This window comes from Pseudarthrobacter phenanthrenivorans Sphe3, assembly GCF_000189535.1.
Classification (GTDB): domain Bacteria; phylum Actinomycetota; class Actinomycetes; order Actinomycetales; family Micrococcaceae; genus Arthrobacter; species Arthrobacter phenanthrenivorans.
In genome coordinates this window covers 3421515-3441354 of record NC_015145.1, presented here as the reverse complement: position 1 = coordinate 3441354, position 19840 = coordinate 3421515, and the positions used below count along the sequence as shown (strand labels likewise).

Below are 19840 nucleotides of genomic sequence, written 5' to 3'. Positions count from 1 at the left end.
GAAGAAGTGGAAAAGGAACCAACATGATCCGCAGGAAACTCACCCTGGCAGCCGCCGTCGTCACTGCCACCGCCATATCGCTGACTGCCTGCAGCGGCGGCGAAGCCCCCGCAGCGGACCTCACCACGGTGTCCATCATGGCCCCGTTCCTGGAGGCGCAGCCGCCCAGCGCTGACGGTGCCGTCCAGAAGAAGCTGGAAGAGCTCACCGGCAAGGACATCAACATCACGTGGACGCCCAACGCCTCCTATGAGGACAAGACCAACATCACGCTGGCCTCCTCCGAGATCCCGCACGTCATGGTGATCCAGGGCAAAACGCCCGGCTTCGTCAAGAACGCCGAAGCCGGTGCTTTCTGGGACCTGACGGACAAGCTGGATGAGTACCCGAACCTCAAAACCACGTTCCCCGAGATCCAGGAAAACGCCAGCATCAATGGCAAGGTCTACGGCGTCTACCGCGGCCGCTCTCCGATGCGTGCCGCTGTGATGTTCCGCCAGGACTGGCTGGACAAGCTGGGCCTGGAGGCGCCCAAAACCACCGAGGACCTGTACAAGGTGGCCAAGGCCTTCACCGGGCAGGACCCGGACGGCAACGGCCAGGACGACACCTGGGGCATCACCATCCCTAAGTGGGGCGCACTGGGAACCAACAGCCCCTACGACTTCATCGAGACCTGGTACGGCGCCGGAAACCGCTGGACCGAGAAGGACGGAAAACTGATCCCGAGCTTCGAAACCGAGGAATTCCTCGAGGCCAACCGGTTCGTCAAGAAGATGGTGGACGAGAAGCTCATCAACCCGGACTTCGCCACCTTCGACGGCACCAAATGGAACGAACCGTTCTTCAACGGCAAGGGCGGCATCATCGTGGACGTCGACTCCCGCGTCAGCGTCCTGGTCAGCCTGTTCAAGCAGGCGGATCCCAACAACTACGAGAACAAGGTGGGCTTCGTGGGCAACCTGGAAGGCCCCGACGGCGAGCTGCACGCCCACCCCACCGACGGCTACTCCGGCTTCCTGGCCGTGCCCAAGGCAAGTGTCCGCACCGAGGCCGAGCTGGACAAGGTGCTGGAAGTCCTGAACACCATGAACGGCAAGGAGGTGGCCATCCTGCTGAACAACGGGATCGAAGGCGTGAACTTCACGGTGGAAGACGGCAAGGCTGCCAGCATCAAGCCCGAAACCGAGGAATCAAAGGCCGTCACCACGGACATCAAGAGCTACGCGCAGCTGGGCATGAACGTTACGGGCAACGAGTTCTACCCGGTCAAGCAGCCCACGGACTACGAGCAGCAGGTCTTCGACAAGCGCACTGAGGTGATGGCCGAGGACCTCAAGAGCGCGGTCTACAACCCGGCAGCGCCGTACGTTTCCGCCACCTACGTCTCCAAGGGTGCGCAGCTGGACAACATCGTGGCCGACGCCCGGATCAAGTACCTGGCCGGCCAGATCGATGAGCAGGGACTCAAGGACGCCATCAAGCTGTGGAACACCAGCGGCGGCGACAAGGTCAAGGAAGAGATCAACAAGCTCTGGCAGGACAACAAGTAAATGACAGCCCCTGTCATTGACACCCAGTCCGGGGAGCGGGCGCTGAACCCAGTGCCTGCTCCCCGGAAGCGGGGCAGCTTCTCCGTCCACTTCGCGCACTTCAAGTGGCTGTACCTGCTGCTGCTGCCTGGTGTGGTGTACTTCGCTATCTTCCGTTACGGCCCCATGTACGGGGTCACCATCGCCTTCAAGGACTACGTTCCGTTCCTGGGGGTGAACGGCAGTCCGTGGGTGGGGACCCAGCATTTCCAGGACTTCTTCTCCAACCCGGACTTTCCCAGGCTGCTGGGCAACACCCTGATCCTGGCGTTTCTGAACCTGGGTATCGCGTTTCCGCTGACCATCGTCCTGGCGCTGCTGCTGAACGAAGTCCGCCTCTCGATCCTCAAGCGCACGGTCCAGACGCTCGTCTACATCCCGCACTTCCTGTCCTGGACCATCGTGGCGTCCCTGAGCTTCCTGCTGTTCGCCCTGGACTTCGGCCCGTTGTTCCTGTTCCTGAACAACGTGATGGGCACCAACATCGACTTCCTGTCCGATCCCAACTGGTTCCGGCCGCTGATCGTGCTGCAGGAAATCTGGAAGAACACCGGCTGGGGCACCATCATCTTCCTTGCCGCGCTGGCCACCGTAGACCAGGACCAGTACGAGGCCGCCATCATTGACGGCGCCGGCCGGTTCCGCAGGGTCTGGCACATCACCCTGCCCGGCATCCGCTCCACCATCATCGTGATGCTCATCCTGGCCATCGGGCAGATGCTGAATACCGGGTTCGAGCAGATCTACCTGATGACCAACGCCCTGAACCGGTCCGTGGCCGATGTGTTCGATACCTACGTGTACTTCGTGGGCATCACGCAGGGCGCGTACAGCTACTCCACCGCCGTCGGGCTCTTCAAATCCCTGGTGGGCATCGTGCTGATCTTCGGCACCAACGCCCTGGCCAAGCGCTTCAACCAGAGCGGACTGTTCTAGCCATGAAAATCCACAACACCACCGGCGGGCGGATCTTCGACGCCGCCAACTACGTCTTCCTGTCCGTGATCGGCATCATCACCCTGCTGCCGTTCGTCTACGTGATCGCGGGGTCCTTCGCCAATGAAGCCGAAATCACCCGGCGCGCGTTCTTTGTGTGGCCCGAACAGTTCACCCTGGGCTCCTACGAATACATCTTCTCCACCCCTGCCTTCATCCGTGCTCTGGTCACCACCGTCCTGGTCACCGCCGTGGGAACCCTGGTACAGCTCGCGTTCACCGTGACCATGGCGTATCCGCTGGCCAAGAAGACCCTCCGCGGCCGGCAGGTCATCCTGTCCCTGGTGGTGTTTGCCATGGTGTTCTCCGGCGGCATGATCCCCACCTTCCTGCTGGTCAAGGACCTGGGCCTGCTCAACTCCTACTGGGCCCTGATCCTGCCGGCGGCGATCAACCCGTTCAGCCTGATCATCATCAAGAACTTCTTCCAGGAACTTCCGCAGGAGCTGGAGGAATCGGCCAAAATGGACGGCGCCACCGAGATCGGGATCCTTTGGCGGATCCTGCTCCCGCTGTCCAAACCGGTCCTGGCCACGTTCGCCCTGTTCTACGCGGTAGGCATCTGGAACGACTTCATGTCACCCCTGCTCTACCTGTCCGATAACTCCAAGTGGACCCTGCAAATGTACCTGCGCCAGGTCACCGCATCCTCGGACCTGCTCGGCACCGGCAACGTGGACCCCAACTACATCCCGCCGGAACAGGGCATCAAGTTCGCGGTCATTGTGGTGGCAACCCTGCCCATCCTGATCTTCTACCCGTTCCTGCAGAAACACTTCGCCAAAGGCATGCTCATCGGTTCCGTCAAGGGCTGATGGGACGCCGGCAACCCGGCAACCAACAGAAAGCACAGTATGAAAATCCTCCTCGCCGGTGACTCCACGGTGGCCAACTGCCCCACCTTCGAGTACCCCATGAGCGGCTGGGGAGCGCAGCTTCCACCGCATGTCTATACCTGGGCAGCCGTCCACAACTTCGCCAAGGGCGGTGCCAGCACTGAGTCCTTCCGTGAGGAGGGGCTCTGGGACCGGCTGCTGGCCGATGCGGGCGACGGGGATCTGGTACTGATCCAGTTCGGCCACAACGACCAGAAGAAACCCCACCTCGCCGCCCGTACCGGTTACGCCGCGAACCTGCGCACGATGGTGGCGGACGTGCGGAACCTGGGAGCACGGCCTGTCCTGTGCACCCCGGTGGAACGGCGGCACTTCCTGGACATGCCGCCGTCGGGCGCTGCTGCTGTGGGGCAGGAGGTGGAGGAAAGCCTGGAGGACTACCCGGAGGTGGTCCGGGAAATTGCCCTCGAGCTGGGCCTGCCGGTGATTGACCTCAACGCGTGGACGCGCGGGCTGTACCTGCGGCTGGGCCGGGAGGAATCGAGGAGGCTTTTCTGCCACTTCGAGCCGGGAACCCACGCGCGCTGGCCGGACGGGCTGGCGGACAACACCCACTTTTCCCGGCAGGGGGCCGCGCTGGTGGCCGGGCACGCAGCAGTGCAGTTGCACGCGCTGGGCTTCAGTCCACAGCAGCACGGAGTCAGATACGGCCCGATAACGGCCGGAGACCGGGCCAAAAGGGCCCCCGCGTTGGGGTTAAGTACGACGGCGGGACGCGGCTAAGTGGGGCAGGCTGGCCTGGGAAGGCACATCCTCTACCGCAACGCGTTGGCAGGGCCGGAAGACGTTGCGGACTGGGCGGCGGAAGGCCCGTTACGCCTCGGGGCCCACGGGGATGCGGTGGAGCTGTCCGGCGCAGTGGACGACGAGGAGTTTGGCGACCACGCGCACTGGACTTTCTGGTGCCCGATAGAGTTCCCGGACGGAATCCTTATCAGATGGGAGTTCATGCCGCTGCAGGAGCCTGGCCTGGCCATGCTCTTCTTCGCCGCCAGCGGGCATGGCGGCCGCGACCTGTTCAGCCCCGGCCTGGCGCTGCGGACCGGCTACTACCCCCAATATCATTCGGGGGACATCGACGCCCTGCACATCTCCTATTTCCGCCACAAGTACCAACCCGAGCGGGCCTTCCGGACCTGTAACTTGAGGAAAAGTGCAGGGTTTGAACTGGTGGCGCAAGGAGCGGACCCACTGCCGCCCGCCGGGGATGCCGTTGGTTTCTACCGGATGGAGGTAGTGAAGGACGGCCCCGTGGTGGCCTTTTCGATCAACGGCCTTCCGCTGTTTGACTGGGAGGATCCCTCGGACAATGTGCTGGGCGGAGGCTACCTGGGCTTCCGGCAGATGGCCCCGCTGCGGGCCGCGTACCGGAACCTCGTGGTGGAGAAGCTCTAGCTGCTCGCGCCGGCTCAGTCAGGCCGCCGCCACCGGCAGCACCAGCAGGTACCCCGCCGGCAGTTGGCTGCTCCAGCGGCGCGGCTCGCGGACCACGAACTGCGTGGCAAGCTCCTCCGGGGTGAGCAGGCTGTTGGGGGCCGGCGACGGGCCCCACTGTCCGCTGCCGTGCGGGTACAGCGGATCCTGGACACGGATGCCGGTAACGGAGAACTCCGGGAACAGTGCGGGATCGCCCACCGACTCGAATCCGCTCATCACCCAGGCGTGGCGGCCGCTCCACATGACCAGCCCCACCGGGCGGCCAGTCTCTGTAATGGCCCGCGCCGCCGTCTGCAGGGCGTCCTGATAGCCGGCGACGCTAACCACTTTGTAGGGTCCCAGTCCTACTTCGGTCAGCACCTGCGCCCAGCCGAGCGGGTTGGCGCCGTTGAAGGAATTGGACGACCGTGCCCGTGCCATTTCCCAAAGCTCGCCCTGCTGGGCACTGTCGGTCCAGGTGCCGCCGCCGGTGTCGTCGATGAGGTTATGGGCAATCTGGATGCTTGCTGCCACACACCAGTCAAAGGTGTACTGCGGCACGAAGTCCCCCTCCTGGTAGAGGTTGAGGGCGAATGCCTGGGGGACCGGAGGCGGGGGAGGCGCCGCAGCCGCGGTGGTGGGGACCGGAGCTGCTGTGGTGGTGGCTGTTGCGGCGGGGACCGGAACTGCTGCCCCCTGTGCGCCGGGGTCGGCAGCGGAAGGGGACGGCTGGGCGGCGGAGGTCTGGGGCGCTGGCCCGGTGGCGGCGTCGTCGATTCCGACGGCGGGCGTGCAAGCCCCGAGGAACGTCGCCAGGACGACGAGCCAGGCCAGAAGGCGGGGATGACGGGCATCAGCCATGATTGACCAGTTTAGCGCGCGGTGCCGGACGGCCGGCAGGTGTTCGACGCCGTCGACAGCCTTCCGAAGTTGCCTCAGAAGGCGTAGCGGATGCGGCAGTACGGCGCGATGTCTTTGATGAGCGATGTCAGCTGCCGCACGTAGCCTCCCTTGGCCCCGGTGCGGTAGCGGACGTTGGTGAAGCCGTTGGAGGAGACCTTCGACTCCTGGAGGTCCGGACGCCACAGCACCCGCTCCGCCTGCGGATGCCACCCGAGGTTGACCTCGTGGAGCCGCTCATTGTGGGTGAGGAAAATGACCTCCGCCGCAAGCTGTGCCTTGGCTGCCGGAGTCAGTGTGGCATCAAGTTGGCGCAACAGCTCCGCCCAGTCCTGGAGCCAGGTGTCCGTGACAACTACGGGGGAGAAGTTCACGTGCACCTCATAGCCCGCATCGACGAAATCGTTGACGGCGGCCAGGCGTTCAGCCACTGGAGAAGTGCGGACGTCTATGGATTTGGCCAGATCCGCGGGCATCAGGGAGAACCGGATCCTTGTGTGGCCACCGTGGTCCCAGCCGAGCATTGCCCGGTTCACGTACTTTGTGGCAAAAGACAGCTTCGCGGTGGGCAGGTTGCGGAACAAGGTCACCAGGTCCTGCACGTTGTCACTGATCAGCGCGTCCACGGAGCAGTCGCTGTTCTCACCGATGTCATAAACCCAAAGTTCAGGGTCGCACTGGTTTGGCTCCAGCTTGATCCCCTGGCGCGTGGCGTGCCGTTCCAGGGTCCCGGCGATCTGGTCGATGTTCGCGAACACGGTGACCGGGTTGCTGTACCCCTTGTGGCGCGGCACGTAGCAGTAGGCGCATGCCATGGCGCAGCCGTTCGCGGTTGAGGGCGCAATGAAATCGGCCGACCTGCCGTTCGGCTTGACCGTCAACGCCTTCTTAACGCCCAGGACCAGGGCTTCGGTTTTGATCCGGGACCAGCGGGGCACGTTCGTTTCCTCGCCGTGCACCTCCGGGATGTTCCAGTGGTTTTCAACGGGCACCACATCGGCGTCCGGCCAGCGCTCAACGATTTCTTTGCCCCTGGGCAGTTCCAGGGCTGCAGGCTGGGCGTAGACGCGGCGAATCTGCAGCAGCCTGTTGAATTCCATCAGGCCATTCTCGCAACAGAGCGCAGATGATGGAGGCGGTTAAGCCGAGGGCATCGCCACGATCCGTTCGACCCTCTCCACCCCGGACTGCTGGAATGCGGCATCTCCAATCCGATGCGCCCAGACCACGGTTCCCAACGCCTGGTTCAGGTTTTCCAGGTGCCAGATGCCGGTTTCAGGCCTCGTGATGCGGCGCTCCAGACCGGCATAGAACGCCTCCTCCAGTGCCGGGCGGCCGAGGAACTGTTGGTGCGCCAGCCGAACCACATCATGGACCCAGGGGCGGGCATCGGCCCGGCCGAAGTCGATGACCTTGACCTCACCGTCGTCTTCGAGCCAGTTCCGCGGCTGGTAGTCGCCATGGGTGGTTACCAGTTGCACGGGACCTGGCTCCAGCCGTGCCAGCCAGGAGGACTCCCGCTTGGCGGTACGTCTCCGGGCAATGCTCCGCAGGCGATCCCTCCACGGGGTTGCCCGGAAGGTACTCGGTGACCAGGATGCCCGCCGCCTCGGACGCGTGCCTAAGGAAGGAGGCTTTGCCGCGAAGCTCTGCAGGCAAACCGGGTGTGAGCGCGGCAATCTCCCGACGGATGTGGTGGTTGGTGGTACTCGCCTTGACGATGAAGCTTCCGCCGGCGGGTGTGGAAACGTGAAGTACGGAGGTGTCCTGCAGCGGCCAGGAGTAGTCCTTCACCACCGTGAACGGGCCAAGCCAGGACGTCAGCAGCAGTTTCTGCTCATCTGTAACTGAAGCGGGCATCCATCAGGCTATGCTTTCGAGCGCGAGTTCCTCAACGGCCACGGCGAGGGCGTCCAGGTCGAACCACCCGACGGGCAGCACATCGTGGACGAAGGCGTCGAATTCGAAGGGGTGGCAGCGTCCGCCGTGGTTCCAGTACAGGATCCAGAGGTCGATCAGGCTACGGTCTTTCCGCTGCAGCAGGTCTCTGGCAGTGTGCCGCAGGTCATCCATAACCAATCCTTGCTTCTGCTACCGGCCGCCCACAAGAGCAGCGGCGATCTTCACCGTATTTGTCTGTGATCCACCCGCTGCCCCGGGCATAACCTCCGAGATGATGCAGGGCAGCGGGGCCTTCCGCGGTACGGCAAGATGGGAACGTCAGGGAGGCTGCTCACCGAAGGGAAGCAAGGTTATGGAGCCGGAAATTGTCGACGGCGGCAAGGGGACGGTGGAGTTGCGTCCGGACGGCATCGTCCACCTTATTTGGGAGCCGAACGTCCGGATAGAACAGCAGGACGCCCGGGCGGCCATGGCCGCCGTCAACCGGATCGCAGGGGACAGCACCTACCCGATGCTGGTGGACATGGCCACCACCGAGGCGGTAACCCGGGAGGCCCGCTCGGTATTTTCCATCCCGTGCGCCGCGAACCGGATCGCCCTGCTGGGAGCGAGTCCCGTTGACCGGATCATCGCGAACTTCTTCCTGGGCGTTCATATCCCGCCGTGCCCTACCCGCTTTTTCACCTCCCGGACCGAGTCCATGAAGTGGCTGCAGCAGGCGGATACCTAGCAGGCGCCTGCCCTATCAGCCGGCGGGCGGGGTCCGTGTGCTTTGCCGGACCACCAACTCCGGCGTGAACACCACCGCCCGGTGCGTGGGGTTCTGGGATTCCACCTCTTCGGCGAGGAGTTCGATGGCCGTGCGCCCGAGCGCCTCCGTGGGCTGCCTGATGGACGACAGCGGAACCACGGCCGATACCGCGAAGTCGATGTCGTCGTAGCCAATCAGGGCAACATCCTCGGGAATGCGGAACGTGTGCGTCATGGTCAGGGACTGCATGACCCCCAGCGCCAGGAGGTCGTTCGCGCAGAAGATGCCGTCCGGCAGCTCTTCCCGGCCCCGTTCCACCAGGGTGTTCCCCACGCTGCGGCCGGCCAGTACCGTCATCCCTTCGGCCGCCAGCACTTCAAGGGTGGCGTCGGGTTCTTCCTTGACGGCGCGCTGCGCGCCCTGCAGGCGGTCAGCCACCTGCCGGATGGAGGTGGAGCCCCCCACAAAGGCGAGCCGACGGCGTCCGGTGTCCAGCAGGTGCCGCGCGGCCAGGTACCCGCCGGCGTCGTCGTCCACTGCCACTGAGCTGAACTTTGCCTCGTCAGCCAGCCGGTCCACCAGGACGGTGGGAACGCCGCGCTCGCGGAGGAGGTCCAGCCGCTCCGTCACGTCACCCACGGGTGAAATCAGCAGGCCCTGGACCCGCTGCTCCTGGAAAAGGTCGATGTAGTTGGCCTCGCGGCCTGCGTCGTGCCCGCTGTCGCCCAGGAGCACGGCGCTGCCGTGCAGCGCGGCGGCATCTTCGGCCGCGCGCACTACCGCGGTGAAGAACGGGTTGCCCACGTCCAGGACAATCAGGCCAATGGTGCGGCTGTGGCCGGCGCGCAGCTGGCGGGCGGCGTCGTTACGGACGAAGCCGAGCTCGTCGATGGCTTTCAGAACCCGGTCCTTGGTCCGCTGTGACACCCTGTCCGGATAATTCAGCACGTTGGACACCGTGCCCACCGCCACGCTGGCATGGTTGGCGACGTCCTTGATACTGGCTGAGCGATTCATGATTCTCCGTGCTGGCGTGCGGAGTGCCGCTGCGTTCCGCCCTCGGCTGTGAACCCGTTGCCGGAATGCTTGACACCTACTCATATCCAAGAGTACTTTGAATCGTAACAATGAAACGATTCAAACATTCCGCGAGTTCAGGAGAGTCCAAAGATGAGGGTGTGCTTCCGCTCATCGGTTCAGCCGGCGCTGATCGATGAATACCGCGAGCGCCACGCCGCCGTGTGGCCCGAGATGCTGCGCGCGCTCAAGGACGCCGGCTGGAACAACTACTCGCTGTTCCTTGCGGAGGACGGGCTCCTGGTGGGCTACGTGGAATGCGACGACTTCAATGCTGCCCGCGCACGCATGGCGCTGACGGAGGTCAACGCCCGCTGGCAGGCGGAAATGGCAACCCTCTTCGAAGACTCCGGCCAGGCTCCCGATGAAGGGTTCCAGGTCCTTGAGGAAGTCTTCAACCTCGACAGCCAGCTGGCAGCGGCGCAACCGTCTTCTTCCTGAGCCGGCCGGCTGGAAACACCACAGGCTCCAGCAGCGGGGCAGCGGTCAACTGACAGACCAACAGCATCACAACACCGGAAAGAACCATCATGAATGACGTAGCAACGGCGCTGGGCAGGCTCGAGGAGCTTGCCATCGAGGTCCCTTCGTGGGCCTATGGAAATTCCGGTACGCGCTTCAGGGTGTTCGGCACGCCTGGCACCCCGCGTACCGTGCAGGAGAAGCTTGCGGATGCTGCCAAGGTCCACGAACTCACCGGCCTGGCCCCCACGGTTGCCCTGCATATCCCGTGGGACAAGGTGGATGACTACGCCGCGTTGAAGGAGTACGCCGCCGGCCTGGGTGTTGGACTTGGAACCATCAACTCCAACACCTTCCAGGATGACGAGTACAAGTTCGGCTCCCTGACCTCGTCAAACGAGGCCGTCCGGCGCCGGGCTGTTGACCACCACCTGGACTGCATTGAGATCATGCACGCCACAGGCTCGAAGGACCTGAAGATCTGGCTGGCTGACGGCACCAACTACCCGGGCCAGGACGACATGCGCGGCCGGCAGGACCGCCTGGCCGAGTCCCTGCAAGAGATCTACGCCGCCCTGGGTGAGGAGCAGCGGCTGGTGCTCGAGTACAAGTTCTTCGAGCCCGCTTTCTACCACACGGACGTTCCGGACTGGGGCACGTCCTACGCGCAGACCCTGGCCCTGGGCGAGAAGGCCTTCGTCTGCCTGGACACCGGCCACCACGCCCCGGGCACCAACATCGAGTTCATCGTGATGCAGCTGCTGCGCCTGGGCAAGCTTGGTTCCTTTGACTTCAACTCGCGCTTTTATGCCGACGACGACCTCATCGTGGGTGCCGCCGATCCGTTCCAGCTCTTCCGCATCATGCACGAGGTGATTCGCGGCGGCGGGTACGGCAAGGACTCGGGCGTTGCCCTCATGCTGGACCAGTGCCACAACCTGGAGGAAAAGATCCCGGGCCAGATCCGCTCTGTGCTGAACGTGCAGGAAATGACCGCCCGGGCGCTGCTGGTGGACACCGCAGCCCTGAATGAGGCGCAGCGTGCAGGCGATGTCCTGGCAGCCAATGCTGTATTCAACGACGCGTTTTACACCGACGTCCGGCCGGTCCTGGCCGAGTGGCGTGAATCCCGCGGGCTGCCCGCGGACCCGCTGGCCGCCTTCAAGGCCAGCGGTTACCAGAAGAAGATCAACGAGGACCGCGTGGGCGGCCAGCAAGCCGGATGGGGCGCCTGAAAAGCCATGACGAACAAGACTGTTGAAGACCTGATTACCCGTTCCAACCGCCTGGGCGCGGACAAGCGGAACACCAACTTCGCTGGCGGCAACACCTCCGCGAAGGGCATCGAGAAAGACCCGGTCACGGGCGAGGATGTCCAGCTGCTGTGGGTCAAGGGCTCCGGCGGTGACCTTGGCACGCTGAAGGCCGAGAACCTGGCGGTGCTGCGCCTGGACCGTTTGAACGCGCTGAAGAATGTCTACCCGGGCGTGGACCGCGAGGACGAGATGGTGGCCGCCTTCGATTACTGCCTGCACGGCAAGGGCGGCGCCGCACCTTCCATCGACACCGCCATGCACGGCCTGGTGGACGCCGCGCACGTGGACCACCTGCACCCGGACTCCGGCATCGCCATTGCGACGGCGGCGGAGGGCGAAGCGCTCACGGAAAAGATCTTCGGCAACAAGGTGGTTTGGGTTCCGTGGCGCCGTCCCGGGTTCCAGCTGGGCCTGGACATCGCCGCGATCAAGGAAGCCAACCCGCAGGCGGTCGGCACCATCCTGGGTGGCCACGGCATCACCGCCTGGGGCGCCACCAGCGAAGAAGCCGAGCAGAACTCGCTGTGGATCATCGATCAGGCCGAGAAGTACATCAAGGAGAACGGCAAGGCCGAACCCTTCGGTCCCAGCCTGCCCGGTTACGGCGCGCTGCCGGAGGCCGAGCGGAAAGCCAAGGCCGCCGCGCTCGCACCGGTGATCCGCGGACTGGCCTCCACGGACAAGCCGCAGCTGGGGCACTTCAGCGATGACGCCGTCGTCCTGGACTTCCTGGAAGCCGCCGAGCACCCGCGCCTGGGCGCCCTGGGCACCTCCTGCCCGGACCATTTCCTGCGCACCAAAGTCAAGCCGCTGATCCTGGACCTGCCCGCCGACGCGTCCGTCGAGGACTCCATCGCCCGGCTGCAGGAACTGCACGTGGAGTACCGGAAGGACTACCAGGCCTACTACGACCGCCATGCGGACGCCGATTCCCCCGCGCTGCGCGGGGCTGACCCGGCCATTGTGCTGGTCCCGGGCGTGGGCATGTTCTCCTTCGGCGCCAACAAGCAGACCGCCCGGGTGGCCGGCGAGTTCTACATCAACGCGATCAATGTGATGCGGGGGGCCGAGGCGATCTCCACCTATGCGCCGATCGAGGAATCCGAGAAGTTCCGGATCGAGTACTGGGCGCTGGAGGAAGCCAAGCTGGCCCGGATGCCCAAGCCCAAGTCACACGCCACCCGCATCGCCCTGGTGACGGGTGCGGCCTCCGGGATCGGCAAGGCCATCGCCACCCGCCTCGCCGCCGAAGGCGCCTGCGTGGTCATCGCGGACCTGAACCTGGAGAACGCCGAAAAGGTCGCCGAAGAACTCGGCGGCCCGGACGTTGCCGTCGGTGTCCAGGCTGACGTGACGGACGAGGCCCAGGTCGCTGCCGCGATCGACGCCGCCGTGCTGGCGTTCGGCGGCGTGGACCTGGTGGTCAACAACGCAGGCCTGTCCATCTCCAAGCCGCTGCTGGAAACCACCGAAAAGGACTGGGACCTGCAGCACAACGTGATGGCCAAGGGCTCGTTCCTGGTGGCCAAAGCCGCAGCCAAGGTGATGATTGCCCAGGGCATGGGCGGGGACATCATCTACATCTCCTCCAAGAACTCCGTGTTCGCCGGCCCCAACAACATCGCCTACTCCGCCACCAAAGCGGACCAGGCCCACCAGGTCCGCCTCCTCGCGGCGGAACTGGGGGAGCACGGCATCCGCGTCAACGGCATCAACCCCGACGGCGTGGTCCGCGGCTCCGGGATCTTCGCCGGCGGCTGGGGCGCCAAGCGCGCCGCCGTGTATGGCGTGGACGAGGAGAAACTGGGCGAGTACTACGCCCAGCGCACCCTGCTCAAGCGCGAGGTCCTGCCCGAGCACGTGGCCAACGCCGCCGCCGTCCTCACCAGCAACGAACTGTCCCACACCACCGGCCTGCACATCCCCGTGGACGCCGGAGTGGCCGCAGCCTTCCTGCGATGAGCACGTCGTTTGGCGATGTCGACGGCGGCAAGGTGTTTGCCGCCGTCGACATCGGCGCCTCCTCCGGCCGGGTCATCCTGGGCCGGGTCGGTGACGGCGGCGTGGGGCTGGAAGTGGTGCACCGCTTCCCCAACGGGGTAGCGGAGATCGACGGCGGCCTGCGCTGGGACTTCGACGCCCTCTTCGCCGAGGTGCTCAGGGGTCTCTCAGCGGCGGCCACCGTTGCCGCGGTGCAGGGTGAACGGATCGCCAGTATCGGCATCGACACGTGGGCGGTGGACTACGGGCTGGTCAACGGCGCGGGTGGGCTGGTGGCCCAGCCGTTCAGCTACCGGGATGACCGCAGCCGGACCGCCGTCGAACCCGTCCACCGGGAACTGGACCCCGCGCGCCTCTACGGCACCACAGGCCTGCAGTTCCTGCAGTTCAACACCATCTACCAGCTTGGCGCCGAACCGGACCTCAGCGGGCTGCAGGCGCTGCTGATCCCGGACCTGATCGCCTTCCTGCTCACCGGGCAGCGCTGGACCGAGGCGACCAACGCCTCCACCACCGGACTGTTCGACGCCGTGGCGGGGGAGTGGGCCACCGAGTTCTTCACCGCCTTGGGACTGCGGAAGGACCTGTTCCCGCCGCTCATCCAGCCGGGTGAAACCGTGGGCAAGCTGCTACCGCAGATCGCTGCGCAGGTGGGACTGCCGCAGGACACGCCGGTGGTGGCCGTGGGCTCGCACGACACCGCCTCCGCCGTCGCTGCCGTTCCCGCGCAGGAGGAGGACTTCGCCTACATCTCCTCCGGCACCTGGTCCTTGGTGGGCCTGGAACTGAAGCATCCCGTCCTCACCGAAGCCAGCCGCGAGGCGAACTTCACCAACGAACGCGGTGTGGACGCCACCATCCGCTACCTTCGCAACATGGGCGGCCTCTGGCTCCTCAGCGAATGCCAGCGGACGTGGGCGCAGGAAGGGTTCCAGCCGGAACTGTCGGCGCTGCTCACCGCGGCGGCCGCACTGCCGCCGGGCGGACCCCAGGTCAACCCCGACGACTCCTACTTCATCGCCCCGGACAACATGCCGGACCGGATCCGCGCGGCCGCCCGGCGCAGCGGCGACATACTGCCCGACGATCCGGCGGCCATCACCCGCTGCATCATGGACAGCCTGGCCGCCGGCTACGCCCGGACGATCCGGGACGCCGAGCGGCTCGCCGGCCGGGCCGTCGATGTGGTGCACGTGGTGGGCGGCGGTTCCCAGAACAAGCTGCTCTGCCAGCTCACGGCGGACGCGACGGGCAGGAAAGTGGTGGCAGGACCCGTGGAGGCGACGGCACTGGGCAACGTCCTGGTGCAGGCCCGGGCCGCCGGAGCGGTGGCAGGCGGGCTCGCAGAACTCCGGCGGCTCGTGGTGCACGGCCACGACCTGCAGGAGTTCATGCCGGAACTCTCACGGCTGTAGCTGCTGCTCACCACGTGGTTGGACCTTCCCTTGTCCGCCGGCCAGCCCTAGGATCTGAACCCATGTCCGCAGAACACCGCCTCGCCTATGACGCCCCGGCCGCCGAGTGGCTGGAAGCACTGCCATTGGGAAATGGCAGGCATGGCGCGATGGTGTTCGGGGGCAGCCCGGCGAACGGCGGGATGAGCCACCGGTTCCAGCTCAACGACTCATCCGCCTGGTCCGGATCACCGCACAGCCAGGACCGGGAGCCCGTCTTCAGCCGGGAGGAGGCGGACCGGATCCTCAGCGGAAGCCGGCGCCTGATCAGTTCCGGCGACTTCGCCGGTGCTGCCGAAACCCTCAAGGGGCTGCAGCACCGGCACTCCCAGGCGTATCTACCGTTCGTGGACCTGCACCTCACGGCGGCGCCGGCTGCCACTCCCACGGCGGGACCTGCCGCAGGGCGGCCGTCGGACTATCACCGGGGGCTGGACCTTGCCACGGCGGTCAGCACGAACACGTACTGCCTTGAGGGCCACGCCGTCCGGGTGGAGGCCTTCATCAGCCACGATCCGTCGGTGCTGGTGATCTCCCTGCTGGCCGATGCGCCCGAAGGCGTAAACCTTTCATTGCGCCTGGACTCTCCCCTCCGGGTCCTCCGCCGGACCGAGGACCGCGGCACGTGTTCGCTCGAACTGAAACTGCCCTCCGACGCAGCACCGGCCCACGACGGCGGGCTGGTGGAGTACTCCGAGGACGAATCCCTCAGCCTGCAGGGGGCAGCGGCGGTCTCCTGGGCGCACGACGGCCAGGATGTTGATGCACCGGGTGGCACTGCAGGGCACTACGGCGGCCTGGCCGCCACAGGCGTCCGGCGTGCCGACGTCTTTGTCACCGCAGCGACCACGTTCGCCGGGCTGGGCCGCCACCCGGCGGGTGACGCCGCCAGCGCCGCGGCCGAGGCCCGTGGGGTCCTGGAGCTGGCGCACGCCGCCAGCCCCAGCACCCTGAAGGAGCGGCACCAGGAAAGCCATTCCCGGTTGTACCGGGCCGCCCAAATCGAGCTTGATGTTCCAGCCTGGGAGGGTACGGATACCGGGAGGCGGTTGCTGGCGGCGAACGCCCACCCCGGCGGGCCGCTGGCGGCTGACGCCGGCCTGGCCGCGTTGCTCTTCAACTATGGCCGGTACCTGCTGATTTCCAGCTCGCGGCCGGGACCGGCCGGCTCCGGGAAGGGCAGTGCGTGGCGCGGGGTGCCCGCCAACCTGCAAGGCCTCTGGAACGCTGAGCTCCCGGCGCCGTGGAGCTCCAACTACACCACCAACATCAATCTCCAGATGAACTACTGGGGGGCTGAACCGACTGGGCTGGCAGAGTGCGTGGTACCCCTCTTTGCCCTCATCGAGGCCATGCAGGTAACCGGGGCGGCGGTGGCCCGGGAGTACTACGGGGCACGCGGCTGGACCGTGCACCACAACTCCGATATCTGGGCCTACGCCAAGCCGGTGGGCCACGGCGCCCACTCGCCTGAATGGTCCTACTGGCCGATGGCGGGGCTGTGGCTGGTGCGGCATCTGTGGGAGCACCTCCAGTTCGGTGCCGCGACCGTGGATCGGGACAAGGCCGGTTTTGCCCGGGATGCAGCCTGGCCTGCCATCCGCGGCGCCGCCGAATTCGCCTTGGACCTGCTGGCCGAGTTGCCGGACGGCTCCCTGGGAACCGGCCCGTCCACGTCCCCCGAGAACACTTTTGCCGCCGTTGACCCGTCCTCCGGCCGGCGGATCCAGGGTTCCGTTGCCCAATCGTCCACCATGGACCTCACCCTCACCGGTGACGTCTTCAGGATGCTGGACGCCCTCGGCCGGGACCTCGGCATGGATGCTGATCCGGTGCTCGACGAAGCCCGGCGTGCCCTGCCGCGGCTGCCCGCACCGGAACCGGGACGGGACGGCAAGCTTCGGGAGTGGCTGGCTGATCCGGAAGAGTGGGAACCGGGGCACCGGCACGTCAGCCACCTTTACCTCGCCTACCCCGGGGACACGCCCCTCTCCGCGGAACTTGAGGCGGCGGTCCGGGCCAGCCTGGACGGCCGGGGCGACGAAGCCACCGGATGGTCCCTGGCCTGGAAGATCCTGCTCCGGTCACGGCTGCGCCAGCCGGAAAAGGTCAGCGACCTTCTCCGGCTCTTTTTCCGGGACATGTCCACGCCCCGTGGCGGGCAGAGCGGGGGGCTCTACCCCAACCTCTTCGGCGCCCACCCGCCCTTCCAGATCGATGGGAACCTCGGGTTTGTTGCGGGCCTGGCCGAGTGCCTGCTCCAGAGCCACCGCCTCGTGGACGGGCTTCATGAGATTGAGCTGCTGCCCGCGCTGCCCGCCGAATTGCCCGCCGGCCGGGCCGCGGGGCTTCGTGCGCGGCCGGGAGTGGAGGTGGACCTGGGCTGGCAGGACGGGCGGCTGGTCCGCGCAAGGCTGGCAACCGGCGAACACCGGAGGGTCCTGGTCCGGCACGGCACCGCAGTGCAGGACGTCCGGTTGCGCCCCGGGACGGCGGCAGTCCTGACCGTTTCGCCCGCAGGGACATTGCTCCTGGAAGAGTCCCGCGCCACTGACTCCACCACCACCACTGAAAGTACCGCCCATCGCGGTGCACCAACCCCCATGATTGGATAGCCCATGCCACTCTTTGACCTCCCCCTGGCCCAGCTCCGCTCGTACTCCTCGGAGGTCACGCCGCCGGAGGACCTGGGCGAATTCTGGGATGCCACCCTTGCGGAAGTGCGCTCTTTTCCCCTGGCCGCCACCTTTGAACCGGTGGAAAACTACCTGTCCGTCATCGACACCTTCGACGTGACGTTTGCAGGCTACGGCGGTGCACCCGTCAAGGGCTGGCTGCACCTGCCTGCCCACCGGGAACCGGATGCCGCCCTGCCGGTAGTGGTCCAGTACGTGGGGTATTCCGGCGGGCGCGGGCTGGTCAACCAGGACACCCGGTGGGCACAGGCAGGCTACGCGCACTTCATCATGGACACCCGTGGCCAGGGCTACGGCTTCACCCTGGGCGAGACGCCCGACCCGCACCCGTCTGCCGGGGACGTCGCCCACGCCGGCCTGATGACCAGGGGCATTGGAAGCCGGGAGGACTACTACTACCGGCGCGTCTACGCGGACGCCTTCCGGGCGGTGGAAGCGGCCGGCTCCCATCCCGCCGTCGACCCCTCCCGCGTGGTGCTCGCCGGGGTCAGCCAGGGCGGGGGCATCGTGGTGGCCGTCGCGGGGCTCGTAGCCGGAAGGCTCGACGGCGTCATCGCCGCACTGCCGGACGTGCCCTTCCTGCAGGACTTCCCCCGCGCGATCGACATCACTCCGGGCGGACCATACCCGGAAATCGCCCAGTTCCTCGCCCGGCACCGGGACCGGTATGACGCCGCGCTCGCAGTTCTCCGCTATTTTGACGGCGTCAACCTGGCCCGGTGGGCCACGGCACCTGCGCTGTATTCGGCTGCCCAGATGGACGACATCTGCCCGCCGTCCACCGTTTTTGCCAGCTTCAACGCCTACGGTTCCGGAGCGGACGGCTCCTCAGGTACCGGCGCTGTCAAGGACATTGAGGTGTACAGGTTCAACAACCACGAGGGCGGCCAGGAACACCACTGGATCCGGCAGTTGCTGTTTCTGCGCAAAATTTTGGGGTAAGTTCCTTCTGCAGGGGTGAGAAAACGGTTTCTCACCCGGTTGGGCACAAGGAAGCAATGAAGAGACTTAGCAGGCTCAGCGTTTTCGGCTACGGAGCCGGCGACGCCGCCAACAGCATGATCATCAGTACCGGAAACATGTTCCTGCTGGTCTACTACACGGATGTGGCGGGGATCGGGGCGGCCGCGGCCGGCACGTTGCTGCTGCTGTTACGGGTCTTCAACGCCTTCACGGACATTGCGGCCGGACGGATCGTGGACAGGGTACACAGCAGGCGGTGGGGTAAATTCCGGCCGTTCCTCATGTTCGGCTTCGTCCCCATGCTGCTGAGCGTTGCGGTGTTTCACGTCCCGGATGTTGAGCCGTCCCTGAAACTCCTCTACGCCTACTGCACCTACGGGCTGGTCTGCGTGGCCTACAGCATGGTGAACGTTCCGTACGGCTGCCTGGTAGGGGCCATGACCCGGGATGCCAGGGACCGGGCGCGCCTGGGAGGGGCGCGGACCATCGGCGGGCTGTCCGTGGGTGCAACGCTTGGCTTCTTCATAGCCCCGCTGCTGGGTGCAGGGCAGGACATGCAGCAGATTTTCACCTGGCTGACTGTTGCGTTCGCGGTTGTGGGTTCCGCCCTCTATGCCTTCACGGGCGCTGTCTGTGTTGAGCAGGTTCCCGGCAGAGTCCCCAGGATCACCATGGGCCAGAGCATGGCGGCGCTGAAAGCCAACTCGCCGCTGGTGGTCCTCTGCGTGAGTTCAATCCTGTTTGTCACCGGCACGTCCGCCACTGGAGCAGCCCAGTTCTACTACCTCCGCGATGTGCTGGGCAGGGTGGACCTGTTTCCGGTCATGGCGGCCGCGCAGGTGGTTATCACCCTCGCGTTGGCCGTCCTTATTCCCCGTCCGGTGGCGCGCTGGGGTAAACGTGCTGTCTACAGCGGCGGGGCCAGCCTGGGGGTCCTGGGCGGCGTGCTGGTCTTCCTGGCTCCGACGGGTGCACCGCTGGTTGGTGTGGCCGGCCTCATCCTGGGGCTCCTTGCCTCGGCGTCGGCCAGCATCGTGACCTGGGCCCTGATCGCCGACACTGTTGAATACGGCGAGTGGAAAACGGGGGTCCGGGTGCAGGGAATCAACTACGCGCTGTTGGCCGCCACCCGGAAGCTGGGCATGGGATTCGGCGCCGGCCTGGTCGCTTTCTCGCTGGCCTGGGGTGGCTACGCTTCCGGGCTGCAGGAGCAGTCCGGTCAAGCCACCCTGGCCATCCGCGCCGCGGCCGGCTTGCTGCCCGGTGCCCTGGTGCTGGCCTCGGTGGGGATTATGCACTGGTACCGGCTGACGGACCAGAAGCATGCCGAACTGGTGGCCACCCTGTCGCGTGATGCCACGTAACAGTTTTGCGTGGGCAGCTGCCCGGCGCTATGGTTCATGGCATGACAAACCGTT

18 protein-coding genes are annotated in these 19840 nt (G+C 65.9%); 13 read left to right on the top strand and 5 right to left on the bottom strand.

From position 1 onward, the window contains the following. Window positions 1-23 precede the first annotated feature (23 nt). Genes ASPHE3_RS16045 through ASPHE3_RS16025 form a run of 5 tightly spaced genes read left to right on the top strand, consistent with a single transcriptional unit; the run spans window position 24 to window position 4879 of the window. Window positions 24-1553: an extracellular solute-binding protein gene (locus tag ASPHE3_RS16045; protein ID WP_013602245.1), complete on the top strand. Its 1530-nt coding sequence runs from the start codon at window positions 24-26 to the stop codon at window positions 1551-1553. Then, entirely contained in the window at window positions 1554-2528 is a 975-nt protein-coding gene (locus ASPHE3_RS16040) for an ABC transporter permease (RefSeq protein ID WP_013602244.1), read from the top strand. Between the two features lie 2 nt (window positions 2529-2530). Continuing rightward, window positions 2531-3403, top strand: a complete 873-nt coding sequence (locus ASPHE3_RS16035) for a carbohydrate ABC transporter permease (protein ID WP_013602243.1) — start codon at window positions 2531-2533, stop codon at window positions 3401-3403. A 39-nt stretch (window positions 3404-3442) separates the two neighbouring features. Further along, window positions 3443-4207: a rhamnogalacturonan acetylesterase gene (locus ASPHE3_RS16030; RefSeq protein ID WP_013602242.1), complete on the top strand. Its 765-nt coding sequence runs from the start codon at window positions 3443-3445 to the stop codon at window positions 4205-4207. After that, entirely contained in the window at window positions 4208-4879 is a 672-nt protein-coding gene (locus ASPHE3_RS16025) for a DUF1961 family protein (protein ID WP_013602241.1), read from the top strand. It abuts the gene before it with no gap. A gap of 18 nt (window positions 4880-4897) precedes the next feature. Here the strand turns inward: ASPHE3_RS16025 and ASPHE3_RS16020 are convergent, their stop codons facing one another. From ASPHE3_RS16020 to ASPHE3_RS16005, 4 genes are all read right to left on the bottom strand, one after another. Then, window positions 4898-5761: a hypothetical protein gene (locus ASPHE3_RS16020; RefSeq protein WP_013602240.1), complete on the bottom strand. Its 864-nt coding sequence runs from the start codon at window positions 5759-5761 to the stop codon at window positions 4898-4900. 74 nt (window positions 5762-5835) lie between these two features. Then, window positions 5836-6900, bottom strand: coding sequence for a spore photoproduct lyase family protein (locus tag ASPHE3_RS16015; protein ID WP_013602239.1), 1065 nt, complete (start codon window positions 6898-6900; stop codon window positions 5836-5838). A gap of 39 nt (window positions 6901-6939) precedes the next feature. Next, window positions 6940-7479 (bottom strand): phosphotransferase, encoded by a 540-nt coding sequence (locus tag ASPHE3_RS21600; RefSeq protein ID WP_081459868.1) that lies wholly within the window; start codon window positions 7477-7479, stop codon window positions 6940-6942. A gap of 184 nt (window positions 7480-7663) precedes the next feature. Next, window positions 7664-7873: a hypothetical protein gene (locus ASPHE3_RS16005; RefSeq protein ID WP_013602237.1), complete on the bottom strand. Its 210-nt coding sequence runs from the start codon at window positions 7871-7873 to the stop codon at window positions 7664-7666. A gap of 181 nt (window positions 7874-8054) precedes the next feature. Here ASPHE3_RS16005 and ASPHE3_RS16000 point away from each other — a divergent pair, with 181 nt between their 5' ends. Next, window positions 8055-8432, top strand: a complete 378-nt coding sequence (locus ASPHE3_RS16000; RefSeq protein WP_013602236.1) for a DUF7793 family protein — start codon at window positions 8055-8057, stop codon at window positions 8430-8432. A 15-nt stretch (window positions 8433-8447) separates the two neighbouring features. Here ASPHE3_RS16000 and ASPHE3_RS15995 read toward each other — a convergent pair whose 3' ends face one another. Beyond that, the gene (locus ASPHE3_RS15995; RefSeq protein ID WP_013602235.1) at window positions 8448-9470 is read right to left on the bottom strand and encodes a LacI family DNA-binding transcriptional regulator; all 1023 of its coding nucleotides are present in this window, start codon (window positions 9468-9470) and stop codon (window positions 8448-8450) included. 153 nt (window positions 9471-9623) lie between these two features. On the opposite strand from ASPHE3_RS15995, the gene ASPHE3_RS15990 reads away from it, so the two are divergent. From ASPHE3_RS15990 to ASPHE3_RS15960, 7 genes are all read left to right on the top strand, one after another. Continuing rightward, window positions 9624-9971 carry an L-rhamnose mutarotase gene (locus ASPHE3_RS15990; RefSeq protein WP_041652287.1) on the top strand — a complete coding sequence of 116 codons (348 nt, stop codon included), beginning with the start codon at window positions 9624-9626 and terminating at the stop codon, window positions 9969-9971. Between the two features lie 89 nt (window positions 9972-10060). After that, window positions 10061-11227 (top strand): L-rhamnose isomerase, encoded by a 1167-nt coding sequence (gene rhaI / locus ASPHE3_RS15985; RefSeq protein WP_013602233.1) that lies wholly within the window; start codon window positions 10061-10063, stop codon window positions 11225-11227. A gap of 6 nt (window positions 11228-11233) precedes the next feature. Next, a complete protein-coding gene (locus ASPHE3_RS15980; RefSeq protein ID WP_013602232.1) occupies window positions 11234-13270 on the top strand; it encodes a bifunctional rhamnulose-1-phosphate aldolase/short-chain dehydrogenase in 2037 nt (678 codons plus the stop codon). After that, window positions 13267-14724: a rhamnulokinase gene (locus ASPHE3_RS15975; RefSeq protein ID WP_013602231.1), complete on the top strand. Its 1458-nt coding sequence runs from the start codon at window positions 13267-13269 to the stop codon at window positions 14722-14724. Before ASPHE3_RS15980 ends, ASPHE3_RS15975 begins: the two co-directional genes overlap by 4 nt. Before the next feature lie 62 nt (window positions 14725-14786). After that, complete coding sequence (locus tag ASPHE3_RS15970; protein WP_013602230.1) at window positions 14787-17378, top strand: glycosyl hydrolase family 95 catalytic domain-containing protein; 2592 nt, start codon at window positions 14787-14789, stop codon at window positions 17376-17378. A 3-nt stretch (window positions 17379-17381) separates the two neighbouring features. Next, window positions 17382-18401 (top strand): acetylxylan esterase, encoded by a 1020-nt coding sequence (locus ASPHE3_RS15965; RefSeq protein WP_013602229.1) that lies wholly within the window; start codon window positions 17382-17384, stop codon window positions 18399-18401. A 56-nt stretch (window positions 18402-18457) separates the two neighbouring features. Next, entirely contained in the window at window positions 18458-19786 is a 1329-nt protein-coding gene (locus ASPHE3_RS15960; protein WP_013602228.1) for a glycoside-pentoside-hexuronide (GPH):cation symporter, read from the top strand. Window positions 19787-19840: the final 54 nt, after the last annotated feature.